Genomic DNA, 13,979 nt, shown 5'->3' on the forward strand with positions numbered 1-13,979 from the left:
GTGCTCAAAGCATAATAAGGCAGAAGGTTAAAAACACTGGTGTAACTAAAAGTGGTACCCACACGGGTTTGGTTACCGTTGAAGTGTTTGTAATCCACAAATGAAATTCCGTCGCCGTTTAAAAATGTGCCGCCAGTGAGATTGTAACTCAATCTTCCCGTGTTACCGGTGTTGATGTTTTGATTGATACGGGCACTTAGTTGGTCATAGTCATAATTGCTGGTTGAAGCGGCAAAACCTTTTTCGTAATAAAAATTTAGAACCGGAAACCTGCCGTCTTCAATATTAAATTTACCATCAGGATAAGTAAAGTATTTTTGTCCAAAAGTAATGCGTCCATTAAGCTTGAACTTGAAAATTTCATGTTGGTCAATCACCGCATTTTCAAAATCATCAGGTGCCAACGGGTTGTTTGAAGTATAACTGGCCCCGTCATTCCTAAAAATCACCTGCTCACTTTGATTGAAAAGGGGTTGACGCTCCTCATAACCCAGACTTCCTGAAGCTCTTAAGCCGTTAAAAACTTCCTGAGCATAGCCTACACGGGCATAGGTGAGGTCATAGGCTTTTAAATAATTTCGTTCAAAATACAAACTGCTGATGGTATTCATCAGTGGCGAAATGGGCTCAGAGGCATTGAACTGCTGCACCCTGTTCCCTCCGGAAACCGAAATGGTATTTCGTGTAATCCTGTTGAATCTTTTGGTGATACTTCCGGTAAACCTCAATCGGTCATCGGCAAAACCGTAATTGGCATTTACATTGGCCCAAATCGCACGGGTCCTGTTTTCGTCATACCATTTGTTGAAAGACAATCCACTGGTGACATGCCAGCCCTGAAGTGTGTTGAAATTAATATCTTTCAAAACCCCGGCATAACTCAAGCGCCATTTGTTGTAAGTGTTTGCATAGGAGTATCCGGTGATGGGATTTAAAATCCTGAATTTGTTGTTTTTCCTGTCTATGGAATCTAAATAGGTTTTTGATTGTCGCAAAGTTTGAATACTATCACGCCTGATGTAGTCATTGATTTCCTCATCTGTTAAAGGCACGGGTCGTATGCCCGACCAAAACAAAGTATCTTTTTTATTGGCTTCAGGTTCAAAAAACAACACCTCATTGGTGAAAAATTTAGGATCAAAATTGGGACTAAAATCATAATTGCTATACACAGCAGTAAACCTTCCGTCACCCTTAAAACCCATAAACCCAAAACTGAAATCAATGGTTTGTGAGCGTTTTACCCAGTAATCTTCATTTTCGTCATAACTGAAATTTTGTATGAACATTAAATTTTCCACAAAAGGCACCTGAATGGCCATCCCCGTAATTTTTAACTCCACACCATAAAGTTGCCAGCTGTCCTCCACTATGTAAACCATACCATGAAATACCCTGTCGTTCGGTCTTTTTGGTGTTACCCTAATTTTATTAATGAGCTGATTGTTTTCATAAAAAACACCTTCCAGTTTGTAATTGTAATAGCCAAAAGCGTTGTTGGCAATGGGTGAGACAATGGCTGCATTGAGTTCGAGTGTGTTTTCGTAAAAACTAAAATCGGCATCACGCGCACTGTTAAAGCTAAACCCGTTGTCGTTACCACTTACTTTAGAAGCCACGATACGCTCAAAAAAGTCGTTGGGTTTTTGAAAAGCAATTTTTGAAATGGTTTCACTCAAATAGACAATTCCGGTGCGGGTGGAGTCAAGTGCTCCATCAAGGTCACCCACTTCCTGTCCGAGTATGCGCTCGGGCACATCTTTCATTTTCCATAGACCACGCGAATAAAAATCAGCAGTAAAGGCATTGAGTTTTTCCAGGTTTTGCTTTCTAACGGCTATGGCATTTCTCACAATGCGGTCTGCAGGATTTTCACCGGATGTAATCACCACCTGATCCAGACTGTATGTTTCGGGTTCTAAAGAAACATTGAGTAGAATTAACTTTTTATCCAGTACCAGCTCTTTCTTTAAGGTCCTAAAACCAAGAAACTGAAACACGACCGTTGCATTTTCTCGGTCTTTATCCCGATATCTATCGGGATCCAGGCGGTAGTTTCCGTCGTCGTTTGTGGTGGTTCCGGTATAGGAATTTTCAATATACACATTCACAAAGGGAAGGGGAACACCATCGGTATCAGTTACTTTTCCAACAATTTGTGCAATTGAAAAAAGCGGAAGTAAAAGGAATAAGAATAAAAGTTTTCTCATCATCGTTGGTTGAATGATTTTTTAATTTGGCTTAATTTTTTCTTGGTGTCACGTTCTTTGATAGTTTCACGCTTGTCATATTCTTTTTTACCTTTCGCCAGGGTGATGTCCAGTTTTGCGAGTCCTTTTTCGTTGATATATAAATCAAGGGGAATAATGGTTAGTCCCGAATTGCGTACTTCCTTTTCCAGTTTTTTTAGTTCGCGTTTGTTGAGTAGCAACTTGCGTTCGCTTTTAGGCGCGTGATTGAAGTGTGTAGCGTGTGAATATTCTTCCACATTCATATTGATCACAAACAACTCACCGTCCTGAAACTCACAGAAGCTTTCGGCTATAGAAGCCTTGCCTTCCCTGATGGATTTGATTTCAGTGCCTCTCAGGACAATTCCGGCTGTGAATTTTTCAAGAAATTCAAAGTTGAACTTGGCCTTTCGGTTTTTGATGTGTATGGTTTTTTGCTGTTTCAAAATGAGTTTTGTCTTTCAGGATAACAATTAAGCTACAAAAATAGTATAATAATAGAAAAAGCCCCTAAAAACTTAGGGGCTTAAAATTTCAAGGTATCGCTTCAAGGAATCACGCTCAACTTCAGCAATAAACTGAAGGAAAGGCTCCTTTTTGTTTGAAGTTTGAACATCTTCAAGCGCTTGATAATACTGCATTCTGGAATTGTAATCGCCTTTGATGTTTGCAATTACATAGCCGTGTTGCAGCAAAATCAGGTTCATCACCAGGCGCGAACTCCTGCCGTTACCGTCTATAAATGGATGAATGCTTACCAAACGGTAGTGCATTTCTGCGGCAAGCAACACCGGATGCAACAGGTTTTTTTTGCTTTCATACCAGAAAAACAAATCTTCCATTTGCTTTCTCACCAGATAGGGTTGAGGCGGCATATGTTTGCTGCCCTGTATCATTACCTGAACCGTGCGGTATTTTCCTGCTTCTTCAGGAATAATGCCTCTCAAAATCAAATGGTGAATATTGAGCAGGTTATGCTCATTAAAAACCACTTTTTTCTGAACCAAATCTTTTATTAATGCAATGGCCTCTGTATGATTGATGGCTTCCAGGTGCTCTCGCATACTTTTCCCGGAAACGGTGATCCCTTCATTGATGACCAAATCGGTCTCTCTCAAAGTGAGTGTGTTGCCTTCAATGCGATTGCTTTCAAAAGTGTATTCAAGCTCGATGGCTTGAGCGATCCTGAAACTGTCATAATTTCTCAAAGTGTCTAGACGCGCTTTTAAATCATCAATTTCTGAAAGGATGGTTTTCAATGCCTTTGAGACATCCTTCTTTGCGGAACTGATTTTGTATTTCAAATCTGCCTCGGCAAGTTTTAAGGCTTCAAGGCCGATTTGGTCATCATCAATTTCATAAAGGATTTTTTCTTTCAGCCAGGCAATGGTCAATTGAGTGATATCAATATCAAGCACCTGAGCCAATTTGTGTAACTGCTCTCGAGTGGGTTTTCTGTTGCCGCTTTCAAACTTGCTGATTAACGCCTGATCTATCCCTGAATGTATAGCAACGTCTTTCAACTTTAAGTTTTTTTGAACTCTTGCATTTTTTAATAAAGCCTTCATAATAAAATATGACAAAAAATAACTTGACAAAAGTAGTCAAAATTATTTAATCTAAAAACTATTTTCACTATTTTTACAAAAAAATTCAAATGAAATATTTCTATGTGATTCTTTTTGTAATGCTTATTTCCTGTAAAGAGCAGGAAACGGTGTTAACTGCTCAAGATATTATTGACAAAACCATTGAAAATGCAGGGGGAGACCGTTATGAAAATGCTGAAATTACATTTACGTTCAGGAACATCATCTACAAAAGTATTAGGCAAGGTGGTGAGTTTTCACTTCAGCGTATACTTCCGGACACTTTAAATACAACCGATTTATTAACCAATTCAGGGTTTACACGTATTCAAAAAGGTGAAAAAGTGCATTTACCCGACTCGATGGTAGTACGTTATTCCGAAAGTGTCAACTCGGTGCATTATTTTCTGCAATTGCCTTATGGTTTGAACGATCCGGCGGTTAATAAACGTCTTCTTGAGCCGGTTTCAATCAAAGGAAAGGAGTATCATAAAATCGAAATTACCTTTGAAGAAGACGGCGGGGGAGTTGATTTTCAGGATGTTTTCTTGTATTGGATTTCAAAAGACGATTATACCATTGACTATCTGGCGTATCAATTTTTTACAAACGATGGAGGTATTCGCTTTCGCGAAAGCTTTAATCCTCGTGTGGTTGAAGGCATTCGCTTTGTGGATTATAAAAACTACCGTCCTCAATCCAACGATATTGATTTTTACACCATCGATGAATTGTATGAGCAAGGCAAACTCATCCAGCTTTCTGAAATCATAAAAGAAAAAATTAATGTAAGGCTGCTTATTCCAGGTTCAGAATAAAACTGTTTGTATTATTGCCAATTCTTGTAACAACATACAACCTACCGTCAATAGAATCAGGAATGAGTTCATAGCGTGCTTCCTGTAGCACATGATTTGCAAAAACCGGAATTGTATTGCTGTGTCCAACGACCAACACGTTTAAACCGCTGGTAATTTCAAAGAAATCGGTGTGGTAAACCCCGTGGGGATCATAGTGATTGACCGGTAGCTTTTTAGACTCGGCTATGGGTTTTGCTGTTTGCATAGTCCTTTTGAAATCAGAAGAATAAATGACATCTATATCCAGTTCAGAAAAAATGGTTGCCCAGTTTTGTGCTCTTTTGACTCCATCTTCATCAAGGTTGGGATCCTCATCGTCGGGGTTTGTGCGGTCTTTTTCGGCGTGGCGGATGAGGTAATAAGTAGTTGATTTTTCATTTTCCCCTGTAGATATAGATTCAGGGGTTTTGTTTTCGGCACAGGAAATAAGGATTAGTAAAATGAGAATTAAAGAAAAGGGTTTCATATTAATTGTTTTTACAAAGGTAAATTTTGATACTTCCAAAACAAAGTGGTTTTCTTCCGGATTAACTAAATTTTAATTCTTTTTAATAGTACGTTGACACAAAGGGGTTTTAATAAAAAGTATATTGCGGTATTATTAATCACAAAAACCAGAGATTATGAACGAGGAACAATTTAAAGGAAAATGGAATCAGGCTAAAGGTAAATTAAAACAAAAGTACGGTCAACTTACCGATGATGATTTAAAATATGCTGAAGGAAAATCTGATGAATTATTGGGTCGCCTTCAGGAAAAAACCGGAAAGGCCAAAAAAGAACTTATAGAAGAAATCGAAAACTTCTAAAGTCAACAATCCCCAATTTTTAAGGAAAAAGCCGGATTTGATTTATTCAATCCGGCTTTTTTTATTGTTTTTTTTAAGTGTATCTGAACAATAGCTCTTAAATATCTTTTTCAAGGACATAGGCTACTTGAGTAAAAATAAAAAATAGGTTTACTTTCTTTTTATGAATAACTTTAAGTTGATGATTTTGAAATAGTCTTTCCCATTCATTTTCAGACTTGTTGGTATGTGGGTGGCCAATAAATTCAAAATTTGCGATGCTGTCTGCAAACCGGGTGAGGTATTTCATGAGCCAATTGCTGTAAACATCTTCAAGGATAAAAATCCTTTTTTTGGAAACACGCACGACTTCCTCAAATACTTTTTCGGGTTTTGGGCAATGGTGCAAAACGGTGATGAGCATCCCCACATCAAAATGATTGGACTCATAGGGCAATTTTTTGCCATCATATATTTTTGGTGTAATTGCTGTAGCGTTTGTTTTATCAACAACATCAACAGCTTGAATCTGAAAACCTTTTTCTTTCAGGAGTTGAGCAAATTGTCCTGAACCTGTACCAACATCAATAATAGTTGCGTTTTCAGGAAGGTAATCTTTAAAAAGAGAAAACTTTACAAGTGCTCTTTTTCTGTCTTTTTTTATTCTAATGTTTTTAAGCATAACGTGGGTTCTATTTAAGTTTTTATCTGAGGAAATCCGCTTAATCCGTCCCGATAGCTATCGGGATCAGCGTGCTATTGTCCCAATAAATGAAAAATAGCACGCAGATAACGCTGATTTGACGGACAATCGCTGATCTATCTGTTATTACTTCAAAATATAACTTTTGTTGTTTGCTCCAAAAATTATAAGCAGCCCAAACAGTTGGTTTTCTTTCTTATATCGAACTCACGTTAAACATACTTCTTTAAGCCAACTCGAGAGCGATTTTAATCATTTCGTCAAAAGTGTTTTCCCGTTCTTTTGAGGTTGTTTTTTCACCGGTTACCAACGAATCTGAAATGGTGAGTATGGAAAGCGCATTCACTTTGTGTTTTGCCGCCACCGTATAAAGCCCGGCCGATTCCATTTCGACACAAAGCACGCCAAACTTGGACCATTTTTTATAACTTTCAAATTCGTCTTCATAAAACTCATCACTGGTCAATACATTGCCGGCTTTAATGGGAATATTCTTCTGTTTGGCAATTTCCACGGCTCTTTGGAACAATTCAAAGTTGGCTGTCGGGGCATAATCAGCACCGCCAAAACGCAACTCATTGGTGCCTGAAGTGGATGATGCTGCCATTGCCAAAACAATGTCTCTTACCTTGACTTCTTTTTGATAGGAGCCGGCACTTCCAACACGAATAAGGTTTTTCACGCCAAATTCGGTAATCAACTCATGTGTATAAATGGAAATGGAAGGAACCCCCATACCGGTGCCCATTGCGGAGATTTTTTTGCCATTATATGTTCCGGTATAGCCCAGCATACCGCGCACTTCATTAAAACAAACCGGATTTTCAAAATAGGTTTCTGCAATCCATTTAGCTCTAAGGGGGTCTCCGGGAAGTAAAATGGTTTCGGCGATATCGCCCTTTTTTGCGCTAATATGGATGCTCATTGTCCAGTTTTTTGTTTGTTACTATGTCTATTCCTGATGAAGTGCCAATTCTTTCTGCTCCTAAAGCTATGTATTCCAGTGCGGTTACCCGGTCTTTAATACCCCCTGAGGCTTTTACTTTTGCCTGGTCTTTCACCACCGACTTCATCAACTGTACATCTTCAAAAGTTGCACCTCCGGTTCCAAAGCCTGTGGATGTTTTTACAAAATCAGCTCCAGATAGTAAGGCGAGTTCGCTGGCTTTAATGATTTCAGCTTTATCGAGGTAGCAGGTTTCCAGAATGACTTTTAACACGCGCTTTCCAATCGCTAATTTAACGGCTTCGATTTCTTTCCAGACAATATCAAATTTTCTGCTTTTCAACAAACCGATATTGATGACCATATCAATTTCATCTGCACCATCAACAACAGCTTTATTGGCTTCCATCACCTTTGCTTGGGGACTCATTGCTCCCAGCGGAAAGCCTACTACACTGCAAACTTTCACCTCTGATTTTTCCAATTCCTTATTTGCCAAAGTTACATAACAACTGTTAACACAAACTGCATAAAATTTATATTCCACAGCTTCTTTGCAAAGCTGAATGATATCCTGTTCTGTAGCAGTAGCTTTTAGCAGGGTGTGATCAATATATTGACTGAGATTTTTCATAAAGAACAAAGATACCTTTTTTGAAATTTCTATAGATGAGAAATCTCAGACTTTAGTTTTTAGTGTTCAGTACTCAATTGTAAAGATTAATAAAATCTGCATACTGCAGCTGACCACTGCCCACTAAGTTAAACCACCGGACCTTCATTCGCCTGATTCCTAAACACCAGTTTGAGACACTTAACCAAAGCACCGACAAGGTCATAAAGTTGAATGAGAGGTTTAGCAATTTGGTGTTGGAGTGAGTTGAAGAATAACCTAAACAAAAAAAGAGCTTCATATGAGGCTCTTTTTTTATCATCTTAATTTTGAATTCACTATTCAGTCCGTTTCGATTTTTGAAGCAGGGCAAACGCCAAAAAAACTATGGCTAATTGAGAAACCAATATACCCCAAAACATAAAATGGTGATGATTTTCGATAAAAGGGTATGACGGTGATATTAAAAAATAATGCAGATAATAACCGATTACAAAGCCACTAAATAAGAGGATTACCTTTAAAAATGTTGTCTTTTGTGTTAATAGTGTGTTTGTTTTCTTATTAAGTGCATTAAGCTCAAAAGTTATCCCAAGAATAAGGAATATTTGCGAAGCCAACATTCCCCATAACAGCTTGTTGTCTTCAATATTTAGAAATTCTTGAATACTGTCTATAAAAGAAGTCAATATCAGAACAGTAAAAACAATACTGCTGTATAAAATGAACTTTAATATTTTAATTCTTGTTAGCTTTTCCATATATCAAGTGTTCCATCTTAATTACAAATGTGTCTGCTAAGTATCGTTCTTCTTCAATATTCGTGAATTCGTGGTTTTATCAAATATAATAAATTATTCTAAGTTCAACCCGTCAGTTCCCGCCTGATTCCTAAACACCAGTTTGTCATCAAAAGCGTCCAATAAAATGATGCTTTCAGTCGTGATATTGCCAGCCAGGATTTCCTTTGAAAGTTCATTCAAAACTTCTCTCTGGATAACACGCTTAACTGGTCTGGCACCATACTGAGGGTCATAACCACGTTCTGACAGATAGCTGATGGCTTCCTCTGTGGCATCTAAGGTAATGTGTTGTTTGCTCAGCATTTTGCTCAGCCCTTTCAACTGTAAGCCCACGATTTCTTTGATGTTGGCTTTATTGAGTGGTGTAAACATCACGATATCATCAATGCGGTTCAGGAATTCGGGTCGCACACTTTGTTTTAACAGTGCAAGCACTTCTATTTTTGCGCCTTCCATCGCGACATCTATATCCTTGACCGTATCATATTTTTCCTGGATGATGTGGCTTCCCATATTGGAAGTCATCACGATGATGGTGTTTTTAAAATCGGCTACACGGCCTTTGTTGTCTGTTAAACGGCCTTCATCCAGTACTTGAAGCAGTATGTTAAACGTATCAGGATGTGCTTTTTCGATTTCGTCAAGCAACACGACAGAGTAGGGGCGACGTCTCACGGCTTCGGTGAGTTGACCACCTTCATCATAGCCTACATAACCCGGAGGTGCACCTACTAGCCGGCTAACGCTGTGGCGTTCCTGATACTCGCTCATATCGATACGTGTCATGGCGTTTTCATCGTCAAAAAGATATTCAGCTAATGCTTTTGCCAATTCGGTTTTACCGACACCGGTAGTTCCCAGAAAGAGGAAGGAGCCCAAAGGCTTTTTAGGGTCTTGCAATCCGGCACGGCTGCGGCGAATGGCATCACTCACCGCTGCAATCGCTTCATCCTGACCCACTACACGTTTGTGCAGGTGGTCTTCCAGTTTGAGTAGTTTCTCCCGGTCGCTTTGCAGCATTTTGGTAACGGGAATTCCGGTCCACTTAGCCACCACTTCAGCGATGTCTTCATGGGTGACTTCCTCTTTGATCATCGAACTTTCCTGTTCGGCAACGAGTTTTTGTTGCTTTTCAAGCTCTTCTTGGGCTTCTTTGATTTTTCCGTAACGCAACTCGGCTACCTTGCCGTAATCGCCATCACGCTCGGCGCGCTCGGCTTCAAGTTTGTATTCTTCAATTTCGGTTTTGATACTTTGGATGCTTTCCACAACTTCTTTTTCACTTTTCCACTTGGCGTTGAGTTCGTTGCGTTCTTCCTTTAGGTTACCCAATTCAGAGCGCAGCGATTTTAGTTTGCTTTCATCCTTTTCCCTTTTAATCGCTTCAATCTCAATTTCCAGTTGCATGATTTTCCGATCCAGCACATCGAGCTCTTCGGGCTTGGAGTTGATTTCCATACGCAGTTTTGATGCCGCCTCGTCCATCAGGTCAATGGCTTTATCGGGTAAAAAGCGATTGGTGATGTAACGTTGTGAAAGTTCTACGGCAGCGATAATCGCATCGTCCTTGATACGCACCTTGTGGTGGGTTTCATACTTTTCCTTGATTCCGCGCAGGATGGAAATGGCGCTTTCTGTGTCAGGCTCATCCACGGTTACCTTTTGGAAACGGCGTTCCAGTGCTTTGTCTTTTTCGAAATACTTTTGGTATTCATCCAGCGTGGTTGCACCAATGGCCCGCAGTTCACCACGTGCCAAAGCAGGTTTTAGAATGTTAGCAGCATCCATGGCACCTTCACCGCCACCGGCACCTACCAGGGTGTGGATTTCGTCAATAAAGAGGACGATGTTACCATCACTGGAGGTCACTTCTTTAATGACCGCTTTGAGGCGCTCCTCAAATTCTCCTTTGTATTTTGCCCCGGCGATGAGTGCTCCCATATCGAGGGAGTATATTTCTTTGGTTTTCAGGTTTTCGGGGATGTCGCCATCAACGATACGGTGTGCCAGTCCTTCTGCAATGGCGGTTTTACCAGTTCCGGGTTCACCGACCAGCATGGGGTTGTTTTTGGTGCGACGGGTAAGGATTTGTAAAATACGACGTATTTCCTCATCCCGGCCAATAACGGGGTCCAGCTTATTGTCTCTTGCCAACTGGTTGAGGTTTTTGGCGTATTTGTTTAAGGCGTTGTAAGTTTCTTCAGCACTTTGTGAGGTCACCCGGTCACCTTTGCGGAGTTCGTCAATGGCGGCATCCAGTGCTTTTTGGGTAACGCCCTGATCTTTTAAAAGCTGCGCCACTTTTCCGCCCGATTTAAACAAGCCGAGGAGCAAATGCTCGATAGACACAAACTCGTCTTTTCGCTTTTCGGCGATGATGCTTGCATCATTGAGTGCAGATTGTGTTGTGCGCGAAAGCATCAACTGTCCGCCGCTCACCTTGGGAAACCCTTTTATGGAGGCATCCAGTACTTGCTTTAAAGTTTGTAAGTTGACATTCAGTTTTTTCAGTAAAAACGGAATGACGTTTTCATCCACTTCCAGCATGGCTTTGAGCAGATGTTCAGGTTCGATTTGCTGCTGCTCAAGGCTTTGTGCCAATTGCTGAGCCTGTTGCACCGCTTCTTGTGATTTGATGGTAAATTTGTTGAAATTCATATTCTTCATCCCCGTGCAGGCGGGGATCTCGTTATTTATACCCGCGAAGGCGGGTATCTCGTTATTAATTAGTTCTTATTTATCGATTTAAGTCTAACGTCTCAAATCTTATGTCTCACGTCTCATTCTTCAAATCTCGCACCATTTACAATTTACGACAAAATGTCCTGAAAACAAGGGCTAACAGCTGACTTTTTGACGGGAAAATTCTCTCAAAAATGAAGGAAACCGTAAAAAGTACCCGGTGGCGTGGCTGAAAATCATATTTCAGTTGTGTGTCCTAAAACTTAAGATGGAGGTTGTGTTTTTGATGCTTTTGTTGCACAACGCTCCCACACTCTTCCCACATTCCTTCGTAAAAACCGTTTTTTTTAAAAGCCTCACTGGAACAAGACTGGGAGAAAACTGGGAGAATATCCCATTTTTTTGGGTCAAAAGGTTCAAATGGTGTCAAAAGGGGTCAAATGGTGTCAAATGGTGTCAAAAGGGGTCATTTGGTGTCATGGGTTTTGAGTAAAGTAACTTTTTTATTAATTTTCCTGATTGGTGTTGTCCGGTTTGTTTTAAACTACACAAAGTAAGACAGAGGAAACAACCGGCTATGGTTTTTTCTTTACTGGTATTTTGGTTTCTCTAATATAGCCTACAGCAGCTTCTAAAGTACTATTCACATTTCATTAACACTTTAGTTTGTTTTTAGTATATTTACCATTTAAACTCCAAAAAAATGAAACATTTCTACTTCTTACTTACATCAATTTTCTTTTCGTTAAACGTTCACGCACAGCAGGCACCGTTTATCACCACCTGGGAGGTTACAGCTGGGGATTTGGATATCGCCATTCCAACACAAGGGACAGGCTATAATTATACTGTTGACTTTGGGGATGGTACCACTTTAACTAACCAAAATGGATTTGTTTCACATACTTATACCGCTCCCGGGATTTATACAGTAACGATTTCAGGAGATTTTCCGAGAATACGATTTGGGAATTTTGCTCAAACTAACTCTATGCTTCATAAAATCAAGAGTGTTGTGCAATGGGGAGATATACAGTGGCAATCTATGGAAAGTGCATTTAGCAATTGCAGCGACTTAACTATAACCGCTACAGATGCTCCTGATTTAAGCCAAGTAACAGATATGTCACGCTTATTTTATTATTCTACTAATTTTAACAGCCCTCTTAACCATTGGAACGTTTCTAATGTAACGAATATGATGTTTATGTTTCAAGGGGCTTCTTCTTTTAATCAACCATTAAATAACTGGAATGTCTCTAATGTAACACTAATAGAATTTATGTTTGAGAAAGCAACCTCTTTTAATCAACCACTAAATAACTGGAATGTCTCTAATGTAACACAAATGGGACACATGTTTGAACAAGCAACTTCTTTTAACCAAAATATAAATAACTGGGATGTGTCTAATGTAGAAAATATGAGGCATATGTTTGATGAAGCAACTTCTTTTGATCAACCCTTAAATAGTTGGGATGTATCTAATGTAACATCTATGAGTAATATGTTTTGGCAAGCAACCTCATTTAATCAACCTTTAAATGATTGGGATGTATCAAATGTCGTCTCTGTCACGGGCATGTTTCGCAATGCTACATCATTTAACCAACCCCTAAATAATTGGGACGTTTCAAATGTTATATGGATGGGAAATATGTTTAATGGTGCATTAAGTTTTGATCAACCAATTGGTAATTGGGATGTGACAAATGTTTTACATATGAGTGTAATGTTTCTCCAAGCAACTTCTTTTAATCAACCCATAGGTAGTTGGGACGTTTCTAATGTTATTTCTATGGATAATATGTTTTGGGGAGCATTAAGTTTTAATCAACCCTTGAATAATTGGGATGTATCTAATGTAACAAATATGAGTGGAATGTTTTGGAATGCCTCATCATTCAATCAACCTTTAAATAATTGGAATGTGTCTAATGTAAATAATATCAGCAGAATGTTTCAAAATGCCCAATCATTTAATCAAGATTTATCAAACTGGCAGATTAATAATGGAAATTTAAGTTTTTTCCTGACAGAATCCGGTATGGATATTTCCAATTATGATGCTTTTTTAACTCATTTAGTAAGTTTAAATATTAACAATGGAACTCTTGGAGCTGATGGCCTGGAGTATTGTAACATTGCCGCAAGAAATAATTTAATAAATACTTTGGGATGGACAATTACCGGGGATAGCTTGGATGTCAATAACTGCTCACTTAATATAGTTCAAGGAAATATACTTTATGATACAAACAACAATGGTTGCGACCCCAATGACATACCGGCAGATACTATCATAATCAATGCAAGCGATGGAACTAATGATTATGCTACCATCTCAGACAGTAATGGGGATTATACTCTATACCTTTTGGATGACACTTATACTATTAGCCTATTGAACCTCCCAAATTACTTTACAGCAACACCAGTAACATCCACCGTAAATTTTGTAGGTTTTAATAACGTTGAAGTTGAGGACTTCTGCCTCACTGCCAACCAAATCATAGAAGATTTAAACATCACATTATTGCCCACCAGCGAAGCCCGCCCCGGCTTTGAAGCAGAATATAGGATGGTTGTACGAAATGTTGGTACAGAAACCATTGCTAATGTTAATGCAATTTTAGACTTTGACGATACAATGCAGCAGTTTGTAAGTGCCAATCCGGCTCCCGGGACAACGACAAATAATACTTTGACTTTCCCTATTGGAACTATACAGCCGTTCCAAAAATTTGAGGCAGACATTACGATG

The 13,979-nt window shown here is 39.2% G+C and carries 12 protein-coding genes; 3 read left to right on the plus strand and 9 right to left on the minus strand.

Annotation, left to right across the window (positions count from 1 at the left end; translation table 11 throughout):
* The 3 genes from AC6F75_RS10660 to AC6F75_RS10670 all read right to left on the minus strand — a co-directional run.
* Nucleotides 1-2,210, minus strand: a 2,210-nt coding sequence (locus tag AC6F75_RS10660; protein ID WP_500715005.1) for a DUF5686 family protein, incomplete at its 3' end; no start/stop codon positions are given.
* Nucleotides 2,210-2,677, minus strand: coding sequence for an SsrA-binding protein SmpB (gene smpB / locus AC6F75_RS10665; protein ID WP_500715006.1), 468 nt, complete (start codon nt 2,675-2,677; stop codon nt 2,210-2,212). The genes smpB and AC6F75_RS10660, both read right to left, overlap by 1 nt.
* A gap of 72 nt (nt 2,678-2,749) precedes the next feature.
* On the minus strand, nt 2,750-3,799 hold the full coding sequence (locus tag AC6F75_RS10670; RefSeq protein ID WP_500715007.1) for a Fic family protein: 1,050 nt from the start codon (nt 3,797-3,799) through the stop codon (nt 2,750-2,752).
* A gap of 89 nt (nt 3,800-3,888) precedes the next feature.
* Between AC6F75_RS10670 and AC6F75_RS10675 the strand changes: the two genes are divergently transcribed.
* Nucleotides 3,889-4,638, plus strand: a complete 750-nt coding sequence (locus AC6F75_RS10675) for a DUF6503 family protein (protein WP_500715008.1) — start codon at nt 3,889-3,891, stop codon at nt 4,636-4,638.
* Here the strand turns inward: AC6F75_RS10675 and AC6F75_RS10680 are convergent.
* Entirely contained in the window at nt 4,619-5,146 is a 528-nt protein-coding gene (locus AC6F75_RS10680) for a histidine phosphatase family protein (protein WP_500715009.1), read from the minus strand. The two genes, AC6F75_RS10675 and AC6F75_RS10680, sit on opposite strands and share 20 nt — an antisense overlap.
* Nucleotides 5,147-5,303: 157 nt before the next feature.
* On the opposite strand from AC6F75_RS10680, the gene AC6F75_RS10685 reads away from it, so the two are divergent.
* Nucleotides 5,304-5,489, plus strand: a complete 186-nt coding sequence (locus tag AC6F75_RS10685) for a CsbD family protein (RefSeq protein ID WP_500715010.1) — start codon at nt 5,304-5,306, stop codon at nt 5,487-5,489.
* Nucleotides 5,490-5,586: 97 nt separating this feature from the next.
* Here AC6F75_RS10685 and AC6F75_RS10690 read toward each other — a convergent pair whose 3' ends face one another.
* From AC6F75_RS10690 to clpB, 5 genes are all read right to left on the minus strand, one after another.
* Nucleotides 5,587-6,150 carry a methyltransferase domain-containing protein gene (locus AC6F75_RS10690; protein ID WP_500715011.1) on the minus strand — a complete coding sequence of 188 codons (564 nt, stop codon included), beginning with the start codon at nt 6,148-6,150 and terminating at the stop codon, nt 5,587-5,589.
* Between the two features lie 247 nt (nt 6,151-6,397).
* A complete protein-coding gene (deoD, locus tag AC6F75_RS10695; protein WP_500715012.1) occupies nt 6,398-7,096 on the minus strand; it encodes a purine-nucleoside phosphorylase in 699 nt (232 codons plus the stop codon).
* Entirely contained in the window at nt 7,080-7,751 is a 672-nt protein-coding gene (gene deoC, locus AC6F75_RS10700; RefSeq protein ID WP_500715013.1) for a deoxyribose-phosphate aldolase, read from the minus strand. Before deoC ends, deoD begins: the two co-directional genes overlap by 17 nt.
* Nucleotides 7,752-8,068: 317 nt before the next feature.
* The gene (locus AC6F75_RS10705; protein WP_500715014.1) at nt 8,069-8,491 is read right to left on the minus strand and encodes a hypothetical protein; all 423 of its coding nucleotides are present in this window, start codon (nt 8,489-8,491) and stop codon (nt 8,069-8,071) included.
* Between the two features lie 93 nt (nt 8,492-8,584).
* Entirely contained in the window at nt 8,585-11,191 is a 2,607-nt protein-coding gene (clpB, locus tag AC6F75_RS10710) for an ATP-dependent chaperone ClpB (RefSeq protein WP_500715015.1), read from the minus strand.
* A 727-nt stretch (nt 11,192-11,918) separates the two neighbouring features.
* Between clpB and AC6F75_RS10715 the strand changes: the two genes are divergently transcribed.
* Nucleotides 11,919-13,979, plus strand: a 2,061-nt coding sequence (locus tag AC6F75_RS10715) for a BspA family leucine-rich repeat surface protein (RefSeq protein ID WP_500715016.1), incomplete at its 3' end; no start/stop codon positions are given.

Source organism: Planktosalinus sp., assembly GCF_059864935.1.